This is a genomic window from Microbacterium sp. ZW T2_14 (genome assembly GCF_044987405.1).
Classification (GTDB): domain Bacteria; phylum Actinomycetota; class Actinomycetes; order Actinomycetales; family Microbacteriaceae; genus Microbacterium.
In genome coordinates, this window is the sequence record NZ_JBJDRK010000013.1 from 62,532 (window position 1) to 85,448 (window position 22,917).

The window sequence follows — 22,917 nt, forward strand, 5'->3', positions numbered from 1 at the left end:
GTCAGACGAGGTCGCGCAGCCGTGCGCTCAGGCCGGTGCCGTCGCCCGCGCGCCGCTCGTAGCCCACGGCGATGATGAGCAGCACCGCGCCGACGACCGACAGGGTGATCCACCAGGGCATGGCCTCGATGCCGCGACCGATCTGCACCATGAACGCGAGCACGTTCTCGATGGGCAGCACCACGATGCCGATGACGAACGGCGCAGCGAGCCGCTGCGTGGCGCCGACGAGGATCGCGACGAGGGCGATCGCCATGACGAGGATCGCCCGCCACGTCCGCGGATCGGTGTAGGTCGCGGCGACCGAGGCGCTCAGCATCGTCACGAGCCCCGGCCCGAGCAGCGGCCACGATCCGGTCCAGCCGGCGGGCCACGCGCCGAGGTCGCGGAACGGCGGGTCGGCCGCGGGCCGGCGCACGGCCAGCGCGCCGGCGGCGAGCAGGAACAGGCCGAGCGGCAGCGAGAACCACTCGACCCGCAGGTCGCGGGGACTCCACGCCACCACCGCCGTCACGAACGACACCGCGAACAGGAACCACACCGGCGGCAGCCCCGTCGGTCCGCGCAGTCCGCGAGCGGCGACGGCCAGCATGAGGGTGAGCAGACCGAGCAGCAGCGCCCACATCGTCCAGATCACGAACCAGTCGCGCTCGATCGCGGGCCAGGTCGCCACCCCCAGGATCGCCACGGCGGGACCGCCCAGCCACCGGGTGCCGGCGAGTCGCGATCCCGTGCGCGCGAGTCGGTGGAGGCTCCGTGCCGCGCTCGCCGCAGCGCCGCCGCCGACCAGCCCGAACGCGAGGGCGGCGACGATCACCGGATCCGTGGGCGCCGGGTCGAGGCCGGCGCCCCACCGCAGGCCCTGCACCGCCGCAGCCGTCGCCGCGACGATCGCCACGGCGAGCGTCGGGGTGCGCAGCACCCGCAGCCGGCGTATGCGTGGGCGGGAGGCGCGGGTGACGACGACGGATGCCGCGCCCAGCGCCCACGCCGCTGCGATGAAGGCGAGGGCCCGGACAGGGAAGCCCGGGTCGACCGAAGCGGTCAGGATCGCGGCATCCCTCCCGCTCAGCACTGTTCCGGCCAGCGTCGTCCCGCTCAGGGCGAGGGCGAAGAGCACGGGCACCACCGCGACGGCGAGGCCGACCGTGTACAGGCCGATCGCGCGGCGGCCGCGCGCGGTGAGCACGACGCCGACGACCGCGGCGCCGAGCGCGGGAGGCAGCAGGTACGGCTCGAGACCCGTGACGCCCGCGATGCCCCAGGCGCTCCACAGGGCGCCCGTGAACGCGGCGCCGGCGAGCGGCCACGCATAGCGGCGAGGCGCGACGAGGGCCGTCGCGGCGAATCCGGTGCCGAGGATCACGAGCACGAGAAGGGTCGTGGGAAGCCCCGCCGACGTCCGCACGAGTGCGAGCGCGACGGCGATCGCCGCGGTGAGAAGAGCGGATGCCTCGACCGCGCGTCCCGCCGCTGCCGCCTGGGCGTGCGGCAGCCGGCGCTCGAGCGAGTCGGCGATCAGGTCGGCCGAGGCCAGCACGCCGGCGACGACCGCGGCGATCATCGGGAGCACGATGGGCGATCCGCTCATCGGCAGGAGCTGAGCGCCGAGGCACACGACGACCACCGCGATGGCCGGGACGAGCGTCGCGGCGGCCAAAGTGCGAACCACCAGCCCGAGGCCGCGGCGCGTCGTCGTGACGAGGGTCAGCGCGAGGCCGAAGATGACCGCCGTCGACAGCGCCGTCCAGCCGCTGCGTTCAAAGACCACCTGCAGCACGCCGATCGCGAACGGCACCGCGGTCACCACGAGCACGGCGTACCACTCGCGCGACGGGACGCGACGGGCGAACGTCACCGCGATGGCGACGATGCCCGCCGCGCACGTGGTGAGGCACACCACGACGAGGGCGTCCGCCCCGGCCCGGCCGAGTGCGGTGGCGAGCACCACCAGCGCGTACGCGAAGCCCGCGCCCACGTGCACGAAACGGCCCGCCCGCGGCACTGTCAGTGCGAGCACGCCGATCGACGCGACGACCGCGGCGCCGGCCCACAGCGTGAGGTTCACCGCGAGAGCGCTGTCGCGCCACGACAGCACCGCCGCGAACACGACAGCCGCGTGGGCGCCGGCGACGAGCGGCATGCGTACGGCGGCGGACGCGCCGCGCATCCGTGTGGCGACGATCGCGCCGGCGGTCACGGCAGCGACGAGCCCGACCACGACGCGCGTCCACGCCTCCAGTCCCGGCAGCGACAGCACGGTGAGGAACGCGAGCACCGCGTACCAGGCCCCGAGGAAGCCGAGCCATCGCGTGCCGAGGGGCTGCGGCATCCGTTCTCCGTCGGGCTCGGCGGTGAGGGTGGTCCCATCCGGGGAGGCGCCGACGCGTCCGGCGACTGCGCTGCCCGACACCACGGGGGTTCGGGGCGCGTCCGGTGCATCTGGGGCGTGCGCCGCACGCCCCGAATGCACGGCGTGCGCCCCAAACCCGTGCTCGGGGGTGGATGCCGCGACTTCGGCTGCGTCGATCGGCTCTCGGTTGCGCGTGAGGCCGGCGAACGACGCGAGCGACAGGGCGAGGGCCGCGAGTCCCGCCGTCAGGCCGACCGCGCCGCCGGGCAGCACGAACATGCGGTCGGCGGTCGGGCTCAGCAGCGCGCCGGCGAGCGACAGGAACGCCGTGAGCGTCGGGATCGCGGCGATGATCGCCACCACCGTGACGGCCCCGATGAAGAGCGCTCCGCGCGCGACCATGCGATGCAGCGGGGTGAGCGCGCCGACGGCGACGAGTCCGACACCCGCGGCGACCGGGAATGCCGCGAACCATGTCGCGATGCCGAGCGGGGGCATCTCGAGCGGCAGCACCGATGTCGCGCCGACGATCGCCGCGCCGGCGACGCCGCTCCACAGCCGTCCCGCAGGGTGGTGCGCCGAGGCGACGGCGATCGCTGCGATCGACACCATCGTCGCGCTGACGAGGTACGCGGTCGGCACGGCGGTGGCGGCATCCGTTCCCCAGACGGCGACCAGTGCGGCGGCCGCGAAGCCGAACTGCGCCACCGTCAGCGCCGTACGCTCCGCGCGGAGCGGGCGGCCGAAGCCGGTGACCACGCGGCCGGCGAGGGTCACCAAGGCGCTTGCGGCCGCCGCCGCGGCGAGGCAGCCCGCGGTCGTCGCGAGCGCCGAGAGCGCGCCCAGGGCGAGCAGGAGCGGGACGAAGGCGAGCGACAGCATGCCGATCCAGAGCCAGACACGGATGCCGGCGCGCGGCCCGAGTGCCGTCAGCGCGCCGCCCGCGACCAGCGTGGCGAGCGCGGTGAAGACCCAGCCGTTCGCGTCCGGCGGCAGGAGTGGCAGCGCCGCTGTGACGGTGAGCGCGACGAACACGACGCCGAGGGTCCCGATCGCCTCGGCCGAGAATCGCAGGCGCCGACGGGCAAGGAGCGCGGAGCCGGCGAGGAAGGCCGCCGCGATCGTCGCGATGATCGCCGCGCGTGGCCAGGGATCGGCGAGGTCGGGGTTGAAGAACGTGAACACCACGGCGGCGACGGCCACGAGCGCGGCGCCGGCGACCGCCAGCACCGACTGCACGGTTGCGGACGCCCGCGCCGCACCGGCTCCCGGGTGTGCGACGTCCACGTCGCCCGGGCCATCCGCCGTCGCATGGTGCCCCGGGGTCTGAGGTGCGGGGTCGGCCGCGCGTGCGGCGCTCACGGGGACAGGCGTGAGCGGCACCTTTTCGAGCAGAGCCTGTCTCGCCCGCAGCGCGTCGGCGGCGTTCCGCGACGCGAGCCAGAGGTCGCTGCCGACGGTGCCGGAGAAGTCGGCGCCGCAGGCGGGGCACCGCTGCGCGTCGACGATCCCCGCGGCGCAGACCGGGCATCGCACGACGTCGAGCAGCTCCGCGATCGCGGTGTCGCTCCAGGCGTGCGTGCGCCGCTCGCTCGCCGTCCCGGGACTCATGCGTCGTCCTCCCTGGCGGCGATCGCCGCCGGATGGTCGTCGGGCACCCATTCGAGGATGTCGCCGGGCTGGCACTCCAGCACGCGGCAGATCGCGTCGAGCGTCGTGAAGCGCACCGCCTTCGCGCGGCCGTTCTTGAGCACCGACACATTGGCCGGTGTGATGTCGATCGCCGCCGCGAAATCGGTGACCGACATCTTCTTCTTCGCCAGCTGCACGTCGAGGTTGATGATGATCGGCATCACACCACCTCCGAGAGGTCGTGCTCGAGCTGCGACGCCTTGCGCAGCAGCCCTCGGAGCACGACCAGCAGGAGCGACAGCCCCGCGCCCACCACGATCCCGAGCAGGCACAGCAGCACGATCGACGGCGATCCGGCCGGCGCAGTGAGCAGGAGGCCGAGCGTCGTGACGACGAGGACCGTGGCGAAGACGACGGCCCAGAGGCTGACGTCGACCCACACGAACGCGCGCGGCGTGAAGATGCTGTCAGCGCGCACGAGCGTCAGGAGCCGCCAGACGCAGACGAGCACCACCTGCGCGCAGAGGGTGAAGATCACGCCGATGACGATTCCGGGCACCTCGAGGTAGGCGAGGTACGGATACATTCCCGCGAGCGACCGCGCCATGCCGGGAAGCACAACGACCTGGCAGAGCAGCAGCAGGCCGATCAGAACGGCGATGATCGCCTTGAGAACCACGATCGTTGTCGGGCGCATCATGAACCTATCGATAAACGGCAAGGACCTATCGAAAAACAATAGCCTCGGCATCCGCCCCCCGCGCAAGAGGGAATCCTGGGAAGCGTCTGGCAACGGGGCGGTGTGGGCGAGGGCTGGTCTGCGGCGACCGCGCCGAGTAGCGTGCCGACGCATGGGCTCACTGATGTACTTCAACTCCGCGTCGCTCGACGGCTACATCGCCGGCCCCGACGGACGGTGGGACTGGGCGACGCCCGACGCCGAGGTGCACTCGTTCGTGAACGACCTCGTGGCTCCCGCGACCACCCATCTGCTCGGGCGCCGCGCCTACGAGGTCATGAAGGTGTGGGACGACCTCCCTCTCGACGATCTGCCTCCCGTCGAGCGGGAGTTCGCGCTGCAGTGGCGCGATGTCGACAAGGTCGTCTACTCGCAGACCCTCGAGGCTGTGTCGACCGGTCGCACGGAACTGCGTCCGGCCTTCGACCCCGAGGAGGTGAGGGCGATGACGGATGCCTCGGCCACCCCGCTCGCCATCGGCGGCGGCCGTCTCGCCTCGGCCGCGGCGCGCGCAGGGGTGCTCGATGAGGTGCACGTCGTCGTGGCGCCCGCGGTCGTCGGCGGCGGCATCCGTTTCCTCGATGAGGGGCTGCGGCTGGATCTGGAGCTGTTCGCCGAGCGCCGCTTCGGCAACGGTTCGGTGTACCTCGGGTACCGCGTGCAGAGGGGAGATGACGGCTGACCTCCCTCGCGTAGGGATCGGCGAGCGGGCCGGTCGCCGGCTCTCAGCTCCGACGCGCGATCGGCACTCCGAGCGGCAGATCGACGAAGGACCCGCCGAGGAGTTCGCCGGGATCGGGTTCCGGTGGCCGCTCCCCGTTCGCCTGCGTCAGTCGTTGCATGGCGTCGTCCGCGGGCTCGTAGCCGATGGCGCGCCCGGGTTCGAGCGAGAACCAGCCCGGCCCGTTGTTCGAGACGCCCCACACGACGTGGTGTCCCGGGGCGTCGAAGGCGATGGCCGCCTCGAAAAGCCTCGCGGTGTCGTCGACCGACAACCACGTGGCCGCGGTGCGCCCTGCGGACGGGGCCCGTCCGAACGTGCAGAGGCGGGCGGAGACCACGCTCATGCCGTAGCGGTCGGCGAACAGCGCTCCCAGCGCCTCGATCGCCACCTTCGTCACGCCGTAATAGGTGTCGGGGCGCGCGGCATGCTCGTCCGCACGTGATCCGGGCAGATAGCCGACGGCGTGGATCGAGCTGGCGAGCAGCACCCGCCGCACACCGGCGGCCTGGGCGCTTTCCAAAGCGACCCGGGTTCCGTCCACGTTCGCGGCGAGGAGGTCGGCCCACGCCGCTTCCGAGGAGATTCCCGCAAGGTGGATCAGCGCGTCGGCGCCGGTCAGCACGGCTGTCAGCGCTGCCGCGTCGGCGACGGAGCAGGTGCTCCAGGTGCCCGGCGACTGCGCGGCATCCGAGGGCAGCGCGATGTCCACCAGTCTCAGCTCATGTCGGCGCGCCAGCAGCGGGACGACGGCGCGGCCGATGGTCCCGGCTGCTCCGGTGACAACGACGGTGGACATCGGCCGCCCCTACACGTTCAGCAGTCGGCGGGTCTCTTCGAGCCGCGCGTGCGGGACGAACTGCCCGAAGGTGTCGTTGGCGAAGAAGGTCACACCGTCGGTGAGGTCGCGGTGCGTGCGGAGGACTTCGCGCTGGTACTCGTAGCTGCGGATGTCGTCCAGGTGCGTTCTGTACGCGTACCAGGGGTCGACGAAATCGACCGCGTACAGCGTGCGGGCCCGCATGTCAGCCTTGCTCCGAAGATTCGGGATGATCTCCGTGCGCTCGACCAGCACCGCGAAGGTCGACACGATGATGGCGTCGAGGGCGTCGTAGCACTCATCCGTCATGCCCCAGACCTCCCGCTCCACATCCGCGCGCCAGTAGCTGTCCATCCAGTAGATCTGACGTTCGCCCATCGCCGCGCGCAACCCCGTGAAGAACGCCTGGATGCCCGCGCGACGCTCCGCGGTGAGTTCGGGGGCGTTGTCGGGGTGCCAGATCCCCAGCAGACCGAACTGGTTGCCCAGGAGCACGCCGTCCACCTCGAAATCGGCGACGAATGCGGCAGTCTGGCGGGCGACGAACTCACCTGCGAGCGTCCCGGCCGGGATGCCGTCAGGCCAGCCGGCGTAGGCGCGCGGATCGTGGTTGAGCGGGAGGGTGACGTCGATGAGCCCGGGGATCTCGTGACCGCCGGCGTCGGCGCGTGCGGCCGCGACCTCGGGATGGCGGACGGTCTTCCACTCGCTGCGACAGAACTCGGGACCCGGCTCGAGATACTCCAGCAGTCGCAGACGGATGCCTCGGCGGGAGGCCTCCGCACGCAACGCGGCGTAGATGCCCGCGAGCGTCCGGTAGTCCATCGTCTGCTCGGACAGCACCATCATCGGCCCCGCGGAGTACGGGTTCGAGGAGCGCTCGCCACCCTCCCGGACGCGCTCCAGCCAGTTCGCGTTGTGGTCGCGCACCGACTTCTCGAAGGTCTTGCCCCCTTCCGGATCCCAGGCGTAGGCGTTGTACCGCGCCCAGTCGAAGGTCTCGTCGACACCGTGAGGTCCTCGCCAGTCGAGGACATGATCCCCGTTGCCGGCGCAGAACACCACGGTCAGGTCATTGCCCGCGATCCATTCCTCGTGGTGGTCGAAGAACGCCTCCACGCCCGCGGCCGGAGCACGGAGGTCGTCGAAGATCTTGGGGGTCACCCAGAGGCAGACTTCGTGGGGCATGGTCATGCTGTTCCTTTCAGTGCGGACAGTGCCGCGATCACACGGGAGTGGGCTGCGACCCTCGTCAGAATCGCGGCAGTCGGGCGTCGAAGCCCGGGTCGACGGTGCGGGCGTACGACGTGTCGTCACGGACGGTCCGGCCCGATGCGATGTACGCACGATGCAGGCGGTGCACGACGTCACGCCGGAGCTCCACGCCGAGTCCTGGGCCGGAGGGCACGGCGAGAGCTCCGCCGGTGAAGTCGGCCGCTTCGCGCTCCACGATGTCGTCGTGTGCGTTCCAGGGGTAGTGCGTGTCACTGGCGTAGGTGAGCGCCCGGGATGCTGCAGCCACATGGGTCATCGCGGCCAGCGACACGCCGAGGTGGGAGTTGGAGTGCATGGAGACGCCGAGTCCGGCATCCGCGCACTCCTGAGCGAGAGCCAATGCCGGGCGCAAGCCGCCCCAATAGTGATGGTCCGCGAGCACGATGTCCAGTGCCGATGCGGCGACCACGGACTCGAGATCCTGCCGCGTGTTGATGATCATGTTGCTCGCGAGGGGGAGTGCGGTGGCGGCACGCACGCGAGCCATGGCGTCGATGCCCAGGACGGGGTCCTCGAGGTAGTCCAGCACGCCCCCGAGCGCCGTCGCGGCAGCGAGAGCTGTCGCCTCGCTCCACGCGCCGTTGGGATCGATGCGCAGCAGTGTGTCGGGCAGCTCGGCGGCCAAGGCGTGTATCGCCGCGATCTCGGTGTCCGGGGCGAAGACCCCCGCCTTGAGCTTGAGCGAACGGAAGCCGAAACGGTCGACGAACATGCGGCCCAGGCGGACGATGCCGTCCGAGTCGAGCGCGGGACCCCATTCGTCGTCGTCTCCTGCCGCGGGATGGCCGCCCCACTTGTAGAAGAGGTACCCGCTGTAATCGACACGGGTGCGCACCGCCCCGCCGAGCAGGTCCACGACGGGAACCCCCTCCAGCCGCGCCCACGCGTCGGTGAGAGCGACATCGAAGGGCGATCGCGCAAGGTTGCGCTGCACGAGCGGCACTTCTGGACTCAGCACCGACGCGACCGCCGCATCCAGCGCGCCCGGGTCTTCCACACGCGCTCCGAGCAGGCGGGGACCGATGGCGCGGATGCGCTCGAGCAACGGGAGATCGCCGCCGGCTTCGCCGAGGCCTACCGTGCCGTCCTCCAAGGTGAGCACGACAAGCGTGCGCAGTGCGAGCGGTTCGTGGACTCCCCATGCGTTGAGGAGGGGCGGGTCCCCGAAGGCGAGCGGGATGACCTCGACCGTCCGTATGCGGCTCACCGGGCGGCCCCATCGGAAGGTCCGGGAGAGGCAGGAAGGCGGCGCGCCCCCTCCCTCTCCCGGACGGCGGTTCCCGTCAGCGCGCGCGCGGACGCCGCACCCCGCGGGCGATGCAGGTCTCGCCGGGGTCGGACGGACCGATGAGCGATCGCGTTGCCGGCCGGAGACGGCGGCCGGCTCGCGCCACCGTCGACATCGCGGGTGGAAGATGCGTCGAGAGGAGCGGTCACGTCGGCCGCAGGGAGGTCTGGCGGACCATCAGTTGAGGCGCGAACTCTGCCTCGTCCGACTCGCCCGATGAATCAGCTTCCAACAACTTGAGCACGGCCGCCGCTCCCATCTTGTCGCCGGCGTGACGGACGCTGGTGAGTGGGACGATGGCGAGCTCCGCGAACTCGATGTCGTCGTAGCCGACGAGGGACAGCGTCTGCGGGATGCTGACGCCTGCCGCGATGAGCCGGTGCATGAGCCCCAGAGCGAGCAGGTCGTTCCCCGCGAAGATCCCGTCGGGGAGCTCGTCGCGGCGCAGCAGCTGCTCCGCGATCTCCTCTCCCGCTCGGGCCGTCTGGAGCGGCACCGTGATGGTCTCGAGCGTGATCCCGGAAGCGGCCGCGTCAACGGCATCCATCGCGCCATCTCGGCGGTCGACCACCTGCGGGTGAGGGCCGCCGACGAACAGCAGGCGACGCCGGCCCTGGCTGATGAGGTGCTCCGTCGCCAGCCGGCCGCCGCTGCGGCCGTCACCGCTGACCGACGGGTAGATCGTGTCGCCCTCGGGCTTGCCGAGAAGGACGAAGGGCGTCCCCTTCCTGCGCAGCTCCACCAGCTCTTCGGGGACAGCTCCGACCGGTGCGATCAGCACGCCGTTGACCTGCTGCGATTCGAAGAATCGCAGGTACTGCCGCTCGCGCTCCGGATTGTCGTCCGCGTTGGCGAGGAGGATGAAGAGGCCATGACGGGCGGCCTCGGTCTCGACGCCCGATGCCAGTTCGGCGAAGAAGGGGTTGCGACTGTTCGCGACGACGAGGCCCAGCGCCTGGCTGCGCCCGACGCGCAGTCGGCGGGCGGCATCGTTGCGCACGTAGCCGAGTTCGGCGATGGATGCCTGCACGCGCGCGAGCATCTCGTCCGAGAGCCTGCTCGGCTGGGTGAGCGCGTAGGACACGGTTGCCCGGGACACTCCGGCATGCGCAGCGACATCGCTGACAGTGACCGTCTGTCGAGTGCTTTCCGTCGTCATGGTGTATCTCCGTCGTAGAGGTGGGCGGACCGGCGCGTACCGCCGGCCCGCCCTGGTGCCGACTATCCCTCGCTGAACGCGAGGTCCATCCGCTCGAGCACCTGAGCAGGTGTGATCGTTGCGTTGAACAGTTCCTGGATGGCCGCGAGGTGCTCCGCCTGCACCTTCGGGTTCGGCCAGAACACGTCCGGGAACGGTGTGTCACGACCCTCCGCCTGGTACTCGCCGACCGCCGCGAGGACAGGACCGGTCTCGAAGTCCTCCGAGGGCAGTGCCGGAGCAGCGCCCGACTCGGTCGCATAGATGGCCTGGCCCTCGCTGGAGGCGAGGAACTCCATGAACCTGCGCGCAAGCTCCGGGTTCTCGGCATCCGCGTTGATGGCGTATTCGATGCCCACCGAAACGGGCAGGTAGGTGTCGGCGGAGTCGTCGGTCGCGGGGAGCGGGGTCATCGAGAACGTCGTGCCCTCGGCCGCGTACTGCTCCGCGTTCGCGGCAGCCGACGTGACCTGGATCGCCCCGAGGGCCGTGCCCTCGCCAAGGCTGGTCATCTGCTCGTCGTAGCCGACACCATTCGGGTTCTCGTTGAAGCACCCGGCGCTCTGCATCTCGGCGTACTGATCCATCGCCGTCTGCCACTCGGACTCGCCGAAGGTGGTCTCGCCGTCGAGCTGCTGCTCGGTGAACCGCGGATCCGGTCCGTAGACGAGAGTGGAGGTGAGCGCGTAGGGCACGAGCTGCGTCGTCCACGCCGACTTCAGGCCGAGAGCGAACGCCACCGTCCCCTTCTCGGTCGCCGCCTTGCAGAAGTCGAGGACGTCGCTCCACGTCTCAGGCGGGGTGAGCCCCGCTGCCTCCAGCGCCTGGTCGTTCCAGACCGCCCCGATGCCGACGACGGTGACGGGGAGGCCGACGAGTGTTCCCTCGCTGTTCTCGGATACGGCCCGCTGCGCGTCGCTGAGGTCGTCGACCCACGACTCGTCCTCCAGCGACATGAGCAGGTCGTCGTCGCCGAGAGTGCGAACGGCGGTGGCGTTGCCGCCGCCCGGCCAGATCCGGAAGACATCCGGTGCCGTGCCGGCGGACAGCTGGGTGCGCAGCGTCTGCTGGTACGAGGCGTCGTCGTTGGCGAACGTGGCCTCGACGGTCACGCCCGGGTTCGCCTCCTCGAAGGCATCGATGACGGCCTGCGCCGGAGCTTCGCCCGCAGCGGAGAAGGTGAGCACGGTTCCCTCTCCTTCCACTGTGTCGCCCGTGGCGGTCGAGCAGCCGGCCAGCGCCAACGCCACGACTGCGGCTGACCCTAGCGCCACCGTGCGCCGGCGTCCTGATGTGAGATTCACTTTTCCTCCTTTGGAATTGGGCGGATGCCCGTAGTGCATGTGTTGCGCGCCGCTGGGACAGTGCCGGGACACTATCCCTTGAGCCCTCCCGCAAAGCCCTTGATCACGTACTTCTGCAGGGAGAAGTACACGATCAGGATCGGGATGACAGTGATGACGAGCCCCGCGAAGATCAGGGGCCAGACCGTGACGTACTGACTGACGAAGCTGTAGATCGCGACGGGGGCCGTGGTGTTGTCGCTGCCCGACAGATAGAGCAGAGGGACGAAGAACTCGTTCCAGATCCCGACCAGATTGAGGATGATCACGGTGCCCGTGACGGGGCGTACCAGAGGGAAGACGACGCTCACGAACGCGCGCACCGGGCCGCAGCCGTCGAGCAGGGCTGCCTCTTCGTAGTCCATCGGCAGCTCACGCAGGAACGTCGTGTAGAGGAAGATCGAGAACGGCATGCCGGTGCCGACATTGATGAGGATCACAGCGGCCAACGATCCGATGAGGTCGAGGTCTCGCATGGTCGTGTACAGGGGCAGCAGCGCGAGCTGGGCGGGGACGATGAGACCGCCGATGAACAGGTAGAACGTCCACCGCGACCAGCCGCGGGTCACCCGGGCGAGCGGATATGCGGCAAGGGCGGAGATGATCACGATGAGTGCCACGCTCACCACAGCGATGACGGCGCTGTTGACCAGCGCGGCTCCGAGCTCGGCCTGCTCCCATGCCTGGACGTAGTTGTCGAGTGTCGGAGGCCATGCGAAGGTGAGTGCTCCCGTGCCGCTGTTGACCGGCTTCAGAGAGACGTTGACCAGTGCGACGAGCGGAATCGCGAAGACGATGGCGGCGAGGATGAGGACGATCTCGCGAATGAGAGTGGTCGCGGTGTAGCGGCGGTACATCAGCTGGCCTTCCGCGAGGTGAGGCGGTACTGCACCGCGGCCAGTCCGGCGATGAGCACCGTCATGACGACGGCGAGAGCCACCGAGAACGGGTACTCGCCGAGCGCGAACGCGTTTTTGAAGATGAGGGTGGAGATGGTCTCCGTCGCCGTCCCGGGCCCGCCTCCCGTCATCGCCACCACCTGGTCGAACTGCTTGAGGCCGCCGATGAGCGACAGCATGACGTTGATGACGAGGGCCCCATTGAGCAAGGGGAGGATCACGCTCCAGAAGCGACGCCACGGTCCGGCGCCGTCGATGATGGAGGCCTCCATGATCTCGTCGGGAATCGCCTGCAGCCCCGCAAGGAAGATCACCATCGAATACCCGGAGAACTGCCACACGATCGCCACGATGATGGAGCCGAGCGCGAAGCGCGGATCGCCCAGCCAGTCCTGTGCGAGCCCCCCGAGGCCGACGGCTCGCAGCGCCTCGTTGACCGCCCCGTTCGGTGAGAGAAGGTAACTCCAGACGTAGCCGGCGACGAGCGGCGTGAGCACGACCGGCGCGAAGAAGACGACGCGGAGGACGTACCGCGACTTGACGACGGAGTTAAGTCCCAGCGCCAAGGCCAGACCGATGGCGTTCTGCACGACGGTGGCGACGACGGCCAGGACGATGGTGTTCAGCAGGGCTGCGCGAGCGGCACGGTCGCTGAAGACGTCGGCGAAGTTCTGAAACCCCACGAAGCTCCAGTCATCACCGAGACCGTTCCAGTCCGTGAAGGAGAAGAAGCCGCCGCGCACGCTGGGCACGACCACGATGAACAGGTAGATCGCAATTGCCGGCGCGATGAACCACCAGGGCACCTGCACCCCCGCGCGGCGTGAGTTCCGCGGCTTCGGGGTGGACCGCCGCGCCCGCTGAGGGGGGCGCGGCAGTTCGGTTGCGGGCGCCGCCTCGCTTGTCGTCCAGACCACTTCGTCTACTTCCCGTCGCGATCCGTGTTGACATGTGGATCGATTCACAAGACACTTTACACACACCCGGCGGATGATGCGCAAGACCGATTTCGGCCACCGGTGAATCGATCCACATGCGAGTGGTCAATGTCTTCGAGCGAGGTTTCCTGTGCACATGAACGGCGTGCTGTTCTTCCCCGTGACGCCTTTCGATGCGTCCGACGAGCTGAACGTGGGGGTGTTCGAGGAACACCTGTCCCGGGCGCTGGCCTACTCACCGGGTGCTGTCTTCCCCGCGTGCGGAACGGGGGAACTCCACGCGCTGGACGAGCCGGAGTACGACACCCTCGTGCGCGTCGCCGCGGCCACAGTAGGCGGCTCGGTACCCGTCATCGCCGGCACTGGAGGGAGCGTGGCACAGGCGAGATCCATGGCGCGGGTCGCCGCAGGAAGGGGCGCCGACGCGCTCCTCGTCCTTCCTCCCTACCTGGTCTCCGCTCCTCAGCGCGGGCTTGTCGCCTACGTCCAGGCAGTGGCCAGCGCCTCCGACCTTCCCGTCATCGTGTACAACCGCGGGCTGGCGACGTTCACGCCCGCGTCGATCGCCGAACTGCTCCAGGATCCCCGGATCATCGGCGTCAAGGACGGGGTCGGAGACGTCGCCGCGGTCCAGCAGTTCACCCTGGCCGCCGCGCGCACAGACCGGGATGTCCTGTTCTTCAACGGACTGCTCACGGCGGAGCTCAGCCAGCGCGCGTACGCCTCGATCGGTGTCCCGCTGTATTCGTCGGCCGTCTTCGCGATGGCCCCCGAGGTCGCGAACTCGTTCTACGAGGCCTACGTGAACGGCGAGACAGCACGTCAGGATGATCTGCTGACGCACTTCTACGAGCCGCTCGTCCGCCTCCGCGATCGCGTGCCGGGGTACGGCGTCTCCCTCATCAAAGCCGGGTTGCGGCTTCGAGGGTTGGATGTCGGGTCCGTTCGCCCGCCTCTCGTGGACCCGTCTCCCGACGACCTGCGTGAACTGGAGCGGCTGCTGTCCGTGGGAATGGAGCTCGCGCGATGAGCATCATCGAGCGCCTCGACGTCGATCCCATCATGACTGCGGCGGCCGCGGCGGCGCCCGCAGCCGCTGCCGCGACCGCTGACACGCGAGCGGGCTGGCTCGGCGCGGTCGCAGGAGCGCTGGACGCGTGCGCCGACGAGCTCGTCGCAATCGCGGACCGGGAGACGCACCTCGGCAGTGATCGGCTCTCCGGGGAACTCGTCCGCACCACGAACCAGCTGCGCTTCTTCGGGCGAGTCGCCGTCGAAGGCTCGTACCTCGAGGTCTGCATCGACCACGCCGATCCGAGCGCTGTGCCACCGAGGCCGGATCTGCGGCGCATGCTTCGACCCCTGGGGCCTGTTGCGGTCTTCGCCGCCTCGAACTTTCCCTTCGCATTCTCCGTCGCCGGCGGAGACACGGCATCGGCTCTGTCTGTCGGCTGTCCCGTGGTGGTCAAGGCCCACCCGGGACACCCGGATCTCTCCCGGCGGGTCGCCGACATCACGGCGGCGGCGCTCACAGAGGCCGGCGCACCTGACGGCGTCTTCGGGATGGTCGAAGGGTTCGAATCAGGACCGGCCCTCGTGACGCACCCCGCGACCTCGGCGGTCGCGTTCACCGGCTCGACCGCGGGCGGTCGTGCACTGTTCGACCTTGCCGTGGGGCGGCCGGACCCGATCCCCTTCCATGGCGAACTCGGAAGCGTCAACCCCGTCGTCGTCCTTCCCGCTGCTGACGCTGCTCGTGGAGGCGAGCTCGCCGACGGCCTCGCGGCGTCCATGTTGTCGGGCGTGGGCCAGTTCTGCACCAAGCCGGGCGTGGTGTTCGTTCCGCGACGCTCGAAGGTCGAGTCCTCGATCCGCGTCGCAGGGCCGCTCCCGACGATGCTGACTCCGCTGATCGAGGCGGCGTTCGAGCGCGGGGTCGCAGATCTCATCTCCACGCCGGGGGTCGAGGTGATCTGCGGCGACCCAGGTGGACCGCTGGTGCTGGCCGCGGACGATGTGACAGTCATACGTCACCCGGGCCTGCTGCGCACGGAGGTGTTCGGACCCGTCACGTTGCTCGTTCGGTACTCGGGTGACGGACTGTCGGAGGCGCTGGGCCTCCTCGAGGGCAGCCTCACCGCCACCATGCACGCAGAACCCTCGGACCCGGTGGAGGCCGTGATCGCGCGACTCGAGCCATTGGCTGGTCGCCTGCTGTTCGACGGATGGCCCACGGGAGTGGCTGTCGCGTGGTCTCAGCATCACGGCGGGCCGTGGCCGGCGTCGACGTCGCCGTTCACCTCGGTCGGAGCCACCGCCGTGCGGCGCTTCCTGCGACCGGTGGTCTATCAGAGCGCTCCGGACGCGCTCCTTCCTCCGGCGCTGCAAGAGCACAACCCGTGGGGGATCCCGAGGCGGGTGGACGGGCGCATCGATCTCGGACCGCGAATGGCGGGCTGACGGCATCCTGCCACCGGTGGCGGCTCCAGCCTCTCGCCCCGAATGAGGTGCTCGTGAGGAAGCGGGTCAAAGGGTTTGACATTCCGGTCGCGGCCCATGATCATTCCGGCATGAACCAATCCCTGGCACCGACGTCGATCGGTGCAGCGTGCTGCAGCTGACCGGATGCGGGTCGATCACGATCGACCGACACGGGGTCATCCTGAACGTCAACGACAACATTCTCGACTGGCTGAACTGCGAACGTGCTGACGTGCTCGGGCGGCAGTTCGAAGCGTTCCTGACGTTGCGGATGCCGCTGACCGGGTCCGACGGCATGCTGCCCACCGACGCGACGCTGCGGGGCATCTCCGGCGTCGTGCGGCCCGTCGTCGTCGGGTCCCTGGAGGACTCCGACTCCGGGACGCAGCAGCTCGCGGTGTACGACGTCTCGACCCGCTCCGCGTTCACCCTGGGCTTCCGCGGCGCGGAGGCCAAGACCGAGCGGGGCCGGCAGCGGCTGCAGATCCTGCTGAACTCCGCCGTCGGATTCGGGAACGTGCGCTCCGAGGTGGATGCGGCCGAGCTCCTCGCCGATGTGGCCCAGCGCTCCTTCGCGGCGAGCTTCGTCAGCGTTCACCTTCTGCGGCCCGAAGGTCTGGTCCAGGTCGCCGGTGTGAACCCGCTCGCGGCGCACTGGCCGACCGGGTTCCGGCCGACGGGTGCGGTGACCCTCCTCAGCGGAGAGGTGCTGGTCGTGCGCACCCCCGCCGATGCGGACGCGTACCTGCCCGGCGTCGGCATGGGCGACGTGTACCGCGCAGGCGGCATCCACGCCGCGATCTCGTCGCCGTTGCGATCGCACGGCGAGTCGATCGGCTCGATGATCTGCTACTTCGACCACCCGCGTGAGTTCGACGAGGAGGCCGTGCCCCTCGCCGAGGCGCTCACGAACCAGGCCGCGCAGGCGGTCGCCCGCATCCGCCTCGAAGACACCCTGCGTCGGGCCGCGATGCACGACGAGGTCACCGGCTTGCCCAACCGGCGCCTGGTCGAGGAGGACGTCATTCGGACGATGCGCGACTGCACCGCGCTCAGTGTGCTGTTCGTCGACCTGGACGGGTTCAAAGCGGTCAACGACCTCCTCGGGCACGCGGCCGGAGACGCCCTGCTGCGGGAGGTCGGGCAGCGACTGCGCAGCAGCATCCGTGAGAGCGACGTGCTCGGGCGGTTCGGCGGGGACGAGTTCATCGCCGTCGCGGCGGTGGAGAGCGAGGGCGACGCGGCGATGCTGGCCGACAGGATCCGTGCCGCGATCGCCCGGCCATACGACGACCTGCCACCCGAGATCACGATCACTGCGAGCGTCGGCGTCGTCACGGTCGGCAACGACGGCGCCCCCGTCATGGATCAGCTGGTCCGCGCCGCCGACCACGCGATGTACGACGCGAAGATGGCGGGCGGCGACCGGGTCACTGTGGCGGAGTTCTCGGACCACCAGCCGCGCGAGACGGCGGGATCGCCCACCGACGGCGACGGCACCGAGGCCCGGTAGCGCGAGCCGCGTTCGCCGGACTCAGTCCGCGTTCTCAGCGATGGGCGCCGTTGCGGACGCGAGGTGCTGTTGGGCCAGCCATGCCAGCACGTCCTCGGCGACGGCGTGCCAACCGGCATCCAACGTCAACGAATGCCCTTTGCCTTCGTATTCGTGGTAATCCGTCACCGACGAGGTGTTGTCGGCGTACAGCTTCGACACCGCGACGGTCACCGACCGGGGAACGGTGTGGTCCTCGGTGCCGGACGTGAGAAGCAGCGGGCCGCGCGCGGCCCTGTGGGTATCGACCGCGGCCGGCGAGTTCCGCACGAAGTTCGCGGTCGCATCCTCGAAGAGCGGGCGCCCGGGACCGGGGATCGTCCACGCGGCATGCAGCGCATCCGACTCCTCGTCGCTGATCGCATTGCCGAAGGCGTACTTGAACTGCTTCTCATTGAGGGAGACCGTTCGGGACTTGTTCGCAGGGTTGCCGAGAACAGGCAAACCGGACTTCAGCTGCGAGAACGGAAGGATCTTCACGCCCTTGATGGGGGCGGGATCGATCGCCACCGCGGCCGCTACCAGGTCGTTCGCGAGCAGTTCTTGAGCGATCAGACCTCCGAAGGAGTGGCCCACCACGATGGGCTTCTCGCCGAGCTGATCGATGATGTCGGCATAGTGATGGCAGATATCGGAGATGCCCTGGTTGTCGAGCCCTGCGGGGTTCCCTCGCGTGGCTTCGACGGAGTCGAGGTCGCCGGGCCAGCCGGGGGCGGAGGTGGTGTATCCGCGCTCTTCGAAGAGATCCTGCCAGGGCTTCCAGGCGGTGGCGTGGATCCAGAGTCCGTGGATGAAGACGACGTGCTTGGGCATGGATGCTCCTCGGGTTCAGGTGGAGGTGGGGATGCGTCGGGTGGGGCTTGTCGGGGTAGAGGCGACGGCTCACAGCGTCTTGATGAGACCGCCGTCGATGAGGAAGTCGGAGCCGGTGACGTTTCCCGCGCGCTCGCTGGCGAGCAGCAGCACGAGATCCGCGACTTCATGGGGTTCGGTGAAGCGGCCCGTGGAGAATCCGCCTTGGCCGGCCACGACCCGATCACGGGCAGTGGCGAAGTCCACGCCCATCTGAGCGGCGGCGGTGGCGGCGACGCCGTGGTCGCCGAGCCAGAGATCGGTGGCGACCGGGCCGGGACTGATGCTGTTGAAGCGGAGGTTCTGAGGTCCGTATTCCTTGGACAGCGATTTGGAGAGGTTCCAGACGGCAGCTTTGGCGGCGGAGTAGTCGATGACTCCGGGGTCGGGAAGGAAGGCGTTGACCGAGCCGATGGTGACGACGTTGCCCCGGCCACGTGCGATCAATTCGGGGATCGCGGCGCGGGTCATCCGCACCATGGTCAGGAAGCAGACGTCCATCGTCCGGCGCCAGGACGCGTCATCGATCGAGAGGAAGCCGTCGAAGCGGAGACTGACCGCCCCCACGTTGTTGACAAGGACGTCGAGTCCACCGAGTGACCGTGCCGCATCGACCAACGCTGCGGGAGCTTCGTCGAGAGTCAGGTCCACCGGAACGAACGTCACCGATCCCGTGTCGACGAGCTCGTCCAGAGCATCGGAACTCGACCGGGATCCCGCGACCACATGTACGCCCTCGGCGGTGAGGGCCGTCGTCACGGCGAGCCCGATGCCCTTGCTCGCGCCGGTGACGATGGCGATCTTTCCGTCCAGTCCGAGGTCCATGGCTGAGACGATAGAAGCGCCGTCAGGCCGAGGTCGTGCCCCCGCTCTTCCTAGGTGTGCCACGGTCACCCTCGCCGGGTGTCTGCGCAGCGAGCAGCGACAGCATCTGGAGCTTCTCCGCCGACGGACTGCCGGGAGCGGCGACGTACATGCCGAGCGCTTGGCCGCCCGTTCCGGGGAGATTGAACGTCTGGTAGCGCAACTCGATCGATCCGACCGAGGGATGCCGGAATGTCGAGGGGTGCCCGCCGGGCATGCGTGTCTCGTGGCGTCGCCACATCCCCTCGAATTCGGGGTCCATGGCGCGCAGGTCGTCGAGCAGTGAGGCCATCGCGGGCCCGTCGTCGTGCGGATCGACCGATGCTCGCAGGTATGCCACGGCCCGTGGAGCGGTCAGTCGCCAGTAGGCGTCACGCGGCATGTCGGGATCGAAGGTCAATTTCACGAGGTTGTTGCCCACCCGGAACCCGGGGCTGAGCATCTGCCCGAGGGGATTGACGTAGATGATGTCCAGGCGCCGGTTCACGACATGGGCCGGTATCGAGGGCAGGGAGGTGATGAGGCCGATGAGACTCCGGCTGACGGTCTCAGGCGGCGCGGAACGCCCGACAGCGGGGCGAGCCAGCCGATGGAGGTGGGCGGCGCCGTCGGCATCGAGGGCGAGCGCGGCGACCAACCCCTCCAGCACCGCGGTGGAGGGATTGCGCTCTCGTCCCTGCTCGAGCTTCAAGTAGTAATCGGCACTGATACCGGCGAGCATCGCGACTTCTTCGCGTCGCAGCCCGGGCACCCGTCGTGGGGAGTGGCTGCGCGGCAGCCCGACGTCGCCGGGCTCCAGCACGCTCCGACGTGCGCGAAGGAACTGTGCGAGCGGATTCACACCCTCCATGCGCACGTCCCTTCTCTACCGCACAGGATAGGAGGTCGGCGTGGACAGAGCGTGTCCCTGTCGCTCCTTCTCACATCGGTCAACCAGGTGTCATGTCGCTGTGCGCCGCCAGCCAGAAGAGTCGCTGTTCGGATTCGCTACCCGGGACGGTGTGGCCCATGACGACGAGCTGCCTGCTGTCGGGCAACCGCAGCAGCTCGTAGGTGATGTCCAGCCGGCCGACGTCGGGGTGGTCCATGCTCACGTCGAGGGCATACGAGCTGGGCAGAGTGCCATTGCGCCATGCGATCGCGAAGTCAGTGCTGCGCAGAGTCAGCTCCGCGCGCAGCTCCGTGAACCGCTCGGCGTTGTGGCCCGTCCGGTCCGGGACCGCCATGGCCTCCTTCAGCAGCTCGATCATGCGAACCGACACCTCGTTCCATTGCGGAAGCGTTTCGTGAGCGCTGAGGTTCACGAAGGTGGCCTCGACGAGGTTCACTCCTGCGGTCAGACTCGGCGATACGGCGCGGGCGAGTGCGTTCGAGGCGATGACGTCGAAGCGTTCGTCGGTGACGACGGCGGGAGTCGTGGGAAGCGACTCGATCAGTTCGGCAACGAGCGGATCGACGGGCTGCATGGCGACGAGCGTAACCGGCGCCGGGGGATGCGGTGATGCCCCTCCTGCTCCTAGGCGGGCCGGGGTCAGCGTGGCCGAACGTCTGTCATCCGAGGGACCGGAGAGCAGCCTCCGCCGGGGTGCCCGGTTCCGCATAGTGCGCGACGAGCGTCAGTTGTGCGTCGCCCGGCACGGCGAGGCTCTGCCACTGCAGGGTGAGCAGACCGACGCCGGCGACATAGGTCGTGCCGACCCCGCTCGACTGCACGGTGACGTCGTGCCGGTCCCAGAGCCGCGCGAAGTCGGGCTCGGTGACGAGCAGCCGCCCCACGAGCTCGTGCAGTCGAGGATCGTCGGGATCGCTGCGTTCCCGCAGGGCTGCCAACCCCAAGAGGACGTGATCGTCCCAGTCAGGCAGGTTGGCGCGCGCCGCCGCCGAGAACAGCGTGTCGAACATGTTCGACCCGACTGTTCCGAAGGTGAACACCCGGCTCGCCCGCTCGTTCACCGCAAGCACGTCCTGGCAGGAGTTGATCACGTACGCGGCGGTCTCCTCGAATCCGTCCAGGAAGGCGAACACCTCGTCGTCGAGCGAACCCGGCAGCGGAGCGAACGAACGCTGCGGCGGCGGGTCGGCGATCCGCGAGAGGTAGGAGGTCGCCGCCTCGTCGAGGTTCAGCGCCTTCGCGAGCGATGCGAGCACCTGATCGGACGGATGCGTGTCGCGACCCTGCTCCAGTCTGAGGTAGTACTCCCGGCTGATGCCCGCGAGGAGCGCGACCTCCTCGCGACGGAGCCCCTCCACCCGGCGACCGGCGACGGTCGGCAGCCCGACATCGGCGGGTCTGATGGTCTGCCGGCGCGCACGCAGGTAATTGCCCAGCTCATTGATCGCCACGGACCTCAGCGTAGGACGCGGCTCCGCGAGCGACTCGCGCTGCAACCGGATGGCCTGTGTTGCCGCGGCGGGGCCTGGAGGAAATGAAGAAACCCCCGTGAGTAGAAGCCTCACGAGGGTTTCAGTGGCTCCGACGGGCGTCGATCCCGTGACCTCACGATTTTCAGTCGTGCGCTCTACCAACTGAGCTACAGAGCCGCGCGGCATCTCTGCGTGGAGGATTGCTCCTCTATATACAAGACCTGCCGCGTCCTAGACGAAAGGCCCTCTTCGAAAAAAGGGCCCGTCGCTCGGAGCGACCCTGACGGGACTTGAACCCGCGACCTCCGCCGTGACAGGGCGGCACGCTAACCAACTGCGCTACAGGGCCATGCTTTTGAATTGTGGGAGTGACCCCAACGGGATTCGAACCCGTGCTACCGCCGTGAAAGGGCGGCGTCCTAGGCCGCTAAACGATGGGGCCGGGTGAACCCTGGGGCTCACTGCCGAGGACCAAGCATACGTAATGCCCGGGGAAAACGCGAATCGAGGGCGTGGCGCCCTTGTGGATCAGGTCGAGCGGGCGCACACTGGCCGAGTGACCGCTGCCCGAGGCGGCGGCCCGACATGCGCCACTGGGGGTTGCGCATGTTACTGATGTTGCTAGTGTGAAACGAGTTGACGCCGCGAGGGGAGGACCCGGTGCAGCCCGATATCGTCACCGTGAAGACCCTGGCCGCTGACGCCGAAGACTGTGGGTGCGCCCCGACTGCGGCGGAGCAGAAGCGGCTCTGGCCCGCGATGAACCGGCGCACCGCGTTGGGATTGGGCGTTCTGGGCGTCGCCGCGCTGAGTGCGGTGGGCGGCACCATCGGCCCGCTCGTCAGCCCGGCATACGCCGCCGATTACCCGTCGTGGGACGACGTCGTCGCCGCGAAGAACAATGAGCAGGCCAAGGCGGCCGAGGTCACGAGGATCCAAGACCTCATCGCCGGGCTCGAGGCCGACGTCGCGGCCAAGAACCAGATCGCCCAGCAGCTGGGGGACGAGTTCTACGTCGCCCAGCAGGCGTACTTCGACGCCGCGCTGCGGGCAGACCAGCTGCAGCAGCAGGCAGACGCGCAGTCCGCGGCCGCGGTGGATGCCGCCAACAAGGCCGGCCGCGTCGCCGCGCAGCTGTATCGCAACGGCGGCGATGACACGTCGCTCGAGCTCTTCTTCGCAGGGTCGGCCACCTCGGCGGACGACCTGCTCGCCCGACTGGGCACCATGGACAAGCTCGTCCAGCGCAACCAGGACGTCTACGCGCAGGCGGTGACCGCACGCGACTCGGCGCAGAGTCTCAGCGATCAGGCCGCCGTGCAGCGCACCGAGCGCGACCGGCTGCAGAAGGTCGCCGAAGAGAAGATGATCGCCGCGCAGAAAGCGGCCGACGAGGCTCAGGCAGCGCTCGACGCGCAGAACGCGAAGCGCGGGGAGCTCGAGGCGCAACTCGCCGCCCTGCAGGACACGGTCGCCAAGACCGTCGCCGACTACGAAGAGGGCGAGCGCGTCCGCAAGGCGGCCGAAGAAGCGGCTCGCGTCGCGGCCGCGCTGGCGGCGAAGGCTGAAGCCGATCGCCTCGCCCAGCAGAACAACGA

At 69.3% G+C, this 22,917-nt stretch carries 20 protein-coding genes and 3 tRNA genes; 5 read left to right on the forward strand and 18 right to left on the reverse strand.

Translation table 11 applies throughout. The features are described from left to right. Position 1: 1 nt before the first annotated feature. Genes ACI3KY_RS06780 through ACI3KY_RS06790 form a run of 3 tightly spaced genes read right to left on the reverse strand, consistent with a single transcriptional unit; the run spans position 2 to position 4,685 of the window. Positions 2 to 3,964 (reverse strand): SCO7613 C-terminal domain-containing membrane protein, encoded by a 3,963-nt coding sequence (locus ACI3KY_RS06780; RefSeq protein ID WP_404929422.1) that lies wholly within the window; start codon positions 3,962 to 3,964, stop codon positions 2 to 4. Continuing rightward, the gene (locus ACI3KY_RS06785) at positions 3,961 to 4,206 is read right to left on the reverse strand and encodes a helix-turn-helix domain-containing protein (RefSeq protein WP_404929423.1); all 246 of its coding nucleotides are present in this window, start codon (positions 4,204 to 4,206) and stop codon (positions 3,961 to 3,963) included. The genes ACI3KY_RS06780 and ACI3KY_RS06785 overlap by 4 nt, the downstream gene beginning before the upstream one ends. Beyond that, on the reverse strand, positions 4,206 to 4,685 hold the full coding sequence (locus ACI3KY_RS06790) for a DUF2975 domain-containing protein (RefSeq protein WP_404929424.1): 480 nt from the start codon (positions 4,683 to 4,685) through the stop codon (positions 4,206 to 4,208). Before ACI3KY_RS06790 ends, ACI3KY_RS06785 begins: the two co-directional genes overlap by 1 nt. Before the next feature lie 151 nt (positions 4,686 to 4,836). Here ACI3KY_RS06790 and ACI3KY_RS06795 point away from each other — a divergent pair, with 151 nt between their 5' ends. Continuing rightward, positions 4,837 to 5,406: a dihydrofolate reductase family protein gene (locus ACI3KY_RS06795; protein WP_404929425.1), complete on the forward strand. Its 570-nt coding sequence runs from the start codon at positions 4,837 to 4,839 to the stop codon at positions 5,404 to 5,406. Between the two features lie 43 nt (positions 5,407 to 5,449). Here the strand turns inward: ACI3KY_RS06795 and ACI3KY_RS06800 are convergent, their stop codons facing one another. The 7 genes from ACI3KY_RS06800 to ACI3KY_RS06830 all read right to left on the reverse strand — a co-directional run bounded on the left by ACI3KY_RS06800 (position 5,450) and on the right by ACI3KY_RS06830 (position 13,074). Beyond that, positions 5,450 to 6,244: an NAD-dependent epimerase/dehydratase family protein gene (locus tag ACI3KY_RS06800; RefSeq protein ID WP_404929426.1), complete on the reverse strand. Its 795-nt coding sequence runs from the start codon at positions 6,242 to 6,244 to the stop codon at positions 5,450 to 5,452. A 9-nt stretch (positions 6,245 to 6,253) separates the two neighbouring features. After that, positions 6,254 to 7,459 (reverse strand): hypothetical protein, encoded by a 1,206-nt coding sequence (locus ACI3KY_RS06805; RefSeq protein ID WP_404929427.1) that lies wholly within the window; start codon positions 7,457 to 7,459, stop codon positions 6,254 to 6,256. Between the two features lie 58 nt (positions 7,460 to 7,517). Beyond that, entirely contained in the window at positions 7,518 to 8,747 is a 1,230-nt protein-coding gene (locus ACI3KY_RS06810) for an enolase C-terminal domain-like protein (protein WP_404929428.1), read from the reverse strand. Positions 8,748 to 8,973: 226 nt separating this feature from the next. Beyond that, positions 8,974 to 9,987 (reverse strand): LacI family DNA-binding transcriptional regulator, encoded by a 1,014-nt coding sequence (locus ACI3KY_RS06815; protein WP_404929429.1) that lies wholly within the window; start codon positions 9,985 to 9,987, stop codon positions 8,974 to 8,976. A 62-nt stretch (positions 9,988 to 10,049) separates the two neighbouring features. Next, positions 10,050 to 11,213 carry an extracellular solute-binding protein gene (locus ACI3KY_RS06820; RefSeq protein WP_404929430.1) on the reverse strand — a complete coding sequence of 388 codons (1,164 nt, stop codon included), beginning with the start codon at positions 11,211 to 11,213 and terminating at the stop codon, positions 10,050 to 10,052. A 188-nt stretch (positions 11,214 to 11,401) separates the two neighbouring features. Then, entirely contained in the window at positions 11,402 to 12,226 is an 825-nt protein-coding gene (locus tag ACI3KY_RS06825; protein WP_404929431.1) for a carbohydrate ABC transporter permease, read from the reverse strand. Then, entirely contained in the window at positions 12,226 to 13,074 is an 849-nt protein-coding gene (locus ACI3KY_RS06830; protein WP_404929432.1) for a carbohydrate ABC transporter permease, read from the reverse strand. The genes ACI3KY_RS06825 and ACI3KY_RS06830 overlap by 1 nt, the downstream gene beginning before the upstream one ends. 262 nt (positions 13,075 to 13,336) lie before the next feature. Between ACI3KY_RS06830 and ACI3KY_RS06835 the strand changes: the two genes are divergently transcribed. The 3 genes from ACI3KY_RS06835 to ACI3KY_RS06845 all read left to right on the forward strand — a co-directional run bounded on the left by ACI3KY_RS06835 (position 13,337) and on the right by ACI3KY_RS06845 (position 17,200). Then, a complete protein-coding gene (locus ACI3KY_RS06835) occupies positions 13,337 to 14,236 on the forward strand; it encodes a 5-dehydro-4-deoxyglucarate dehydratase (RefSeq protein WP_404929433.1) in 900 nt (299 codons plus the stop codon). Beyond that, a complete protein-coding gene (locus tag ACI3KY_RS06840; protein WP_404929434.1) occupies positions 14,233 to 15,666 on the forward strand; it encodes an aldehyde dehydrogenase (NADP(+)) in 1,434 nt (477 codons plus the stop codon). The genes ACI3KY_RS06835 and ACI3KY_RS06840 overlap by 4 nt, the downstream gene beginning before the upstream one ends. Positions 15,667 to 15,814: 148 nt before the next feature. Then, on the forward strand, positions 15,815 to 17,200 hold the full coding sequence (locus ACI3KY_RS06845; RefSeq protein ID WP_404929435.1) for a diguanylate cyclase: 1,386 nt from the start codon (positions 15,815 to 15,817) through the stop codon (positions 17,198 to 17,200). Positions 17,201 to 17,221: 21 nt separating this feature from the next. On the opposite strand, the gene ACI3KY_RS06850 is transcribed toward ACI3KY_RS06845, so the two are convergent. The 8 genes from ACI3KY_RS06850 to ACI3KY_RS06885 all read right to left on the reverse strand — a co-directional run bounded on the left by ACI3KY_RS06850 (position 17,222) and on the right by ACI3KY_RS06885 (position 21,761). After that, on the reverse strand, positions 17,222 to 18,052 hold the full coding sequence (locus ACI3KY_RS06850; protein ID WP_404929436.1) for an alpha/beta hydrolase: 831 nt from the start codon (positions 18,050 to 18,052) through the stop codon (positions 17,222 to 17,224). Between the two features lie 69 nt (positions 18,053 to 18,121). Continuing rightward, on the reverse strand, positions 18,122 to 18,916 hold the full coding sequence (locus tag ACI3KY_RS06855; RefSeq protein ID WP_404929437.1) for an SDR family NAD(P)-dependent oxidoreductase: 795 nt from the start codon (positions 18,914 to 18,916) through the stop codon (positions 18,122 to 18,124). Between the two features lie 22 nt (positions 18,917 to 18,938). Continuing rightward, positions 18,939 to 19,805, reverse strand: a complete 867-nt coding sequence (locus ACI3KY_RS06860; protein ID WP_404929442.1) for a helix-turn-helix domain-containing protein — start codon at positions 19,803 to 19,805, stop codon at positions 18,939 to 18,941. Positions 19,806 to 19,884: 79 nt separating this feature from the next. Then, the gene (locus ACI3KY_RS06865; RefSeq protein ID WP_404929438.1) at positions 19,885 to 20,421 is read right to left on the reverse strand and encodes a hypothetical protein; all 537 of its coding nucleotides are present in this window, start codon (positions 20,419 to 20,421) and stop codon (positions 19,885 to 19,887) included. 85 nt (positions 20,422 to 20,506) lie between these two features. After that, positions 20,507 to 21,298 carry a helix-turn-helix domain-containing protein gene (locus tag ACI3KY_RS06870; RefSeq protein WP_404929439.1) on the reverse strand — a complete coding sequence of 264 codons (792 nt, stop codon included), beginning with the start codon at positions 21,296 to 21,298 and terminating at the stop codon, positions 20,507 to 20,509. A gap of 125 nt (positions 21,299 to 21,423) precedes the next feature. Next, a tRNA-Phe gene (locus ACI3KY_RS06875) sits at positions 21,424 to 21,496 on the reverse strand. Positions 21,497 to 21,594: 98 nt separating this feature from the next. Then, positions 21,595 to 21,668, reverse strand: a tRNA-Asp gene (locus ACI3KY_RS06880). Between the two features lie 20 nt (positions 21,669 to 21,688). Beyond that, positions 21,689 to 21,761 (reverse strand) — tRNA-Glu (locus tag ACI3KY_RS06885). A 218-nt stretch (positions 21,762 to 21,979) separates the two neighbouring features. Between ACI3KY_RS06885 and ACI3KY_RS06890 the strand changes: the two genes are divergently transcribed. After that, positions 21,980 to 22,917: coiled-coil domain-containing protein (locus ACI3KY_RS06890; protein ID WP_404929440.1), on the forward strand; the 938-nt coding region annotated here is incomplete at its 3' end.

Excerpts from the sequence above, each read along its gene's own strand:
- ACI3KY_RS06780 (WP_404929422.1), bottom strand. The coding sequence starts at position 3,964 with ATGAGTCCCGGGACGGCGAGCGAGCGGCGCACGCACGCCTGGAGCGAC.
- ACI3KY_RS06785 (WP_404929423.1), bottom strand. The coding sequence starts at position 4,206 with ATGCCGATCATCATCAACCTCGACGTGCAGCTGGCGAAGAAGAAGATG.
- ACI3KY_RS06790 (WP_404929424.1), bottom strand. The coding sequence starts at position 4,685 with ATGATGCGCCCGACAACGATCGTGGTTCTCAAGGCGATCATCGCCGTT.
- ACI3KY_RS06795 (WP_404929425.1), top strand. The coding sequence starts at position 4,837 with ATGGGCTCACTGATGTACTTCAACTCCGCGTCGCTCGACGGCTACATC.
- ACI3KY_RS06800 (WP_404929426.1), bottom strand. The coding sequence starts at position 6,244 with ATGTCCACCGTCGTTGTCACCGGAGCAGCCGGGACCATCGGCCGCGCC.
- ACI3KY_RS06805 (WP_404929427.1), bottom strand. The coding sequence starts at position 7,459 with ATGACCATGCCCCACGAAGTCTGCCTCTGGGTGACCCCCAAGATCTTC.
- ACI3KY_RS06815 (WP_404929429.1), bottom strand. The coding sequence starts at position 9,987 with ATGACGACGGAAAGCACTCGACAGACGGTCACTGTCAGCGATGTCGCT.
- ACI3KY_RS06825 (WP_404929431.1), bottom strand. The coding sequence starts at position 12,226 with ATGTACCGCCGCTACACCGCGACCACTCTCATTCGCGAGATCGTCCTC.
- ACI3KY_RS06840 (WP_404929434.1), top strand. The coding sequence starts at position 14,233 with ATGAGCATCATCGAGCGCCTCGACGTCGATCCCATCATGACTGCGGCG.
- ACI3KY_RS06850 (WP_404929436.1), bottom strand. The coding sequence starts at position 18,052 with ATGCCCAAGCACGTCGTCTTCATCCACGGACTCTGGATCCACGCCACC.
- ACI3KY_RS06855 (WP_404929437.1), bottom strand. The coding sequence starts at position 18,916 with ATGGACCTCGGACTGGACGGAAAGATCGCCATCGTCACCGGCGCGAGC.
- ACI3KY_RS06860 (WP_404929442.1), bottom strand. The coding sequence starts at position 19,805 with ATGGAGGGTGTGAATCCGCTCGCACAGTTCCTTCGCGCACGTCGGAGC.
- ACI3KY_RS06865 (WP_404929438.1), bottom strand. The coding sequence starts at position 20,421 with ATGCAGCCCGTCGATCCGCTCGTTGCCGAACTGATCGAGTCGCTTCCC.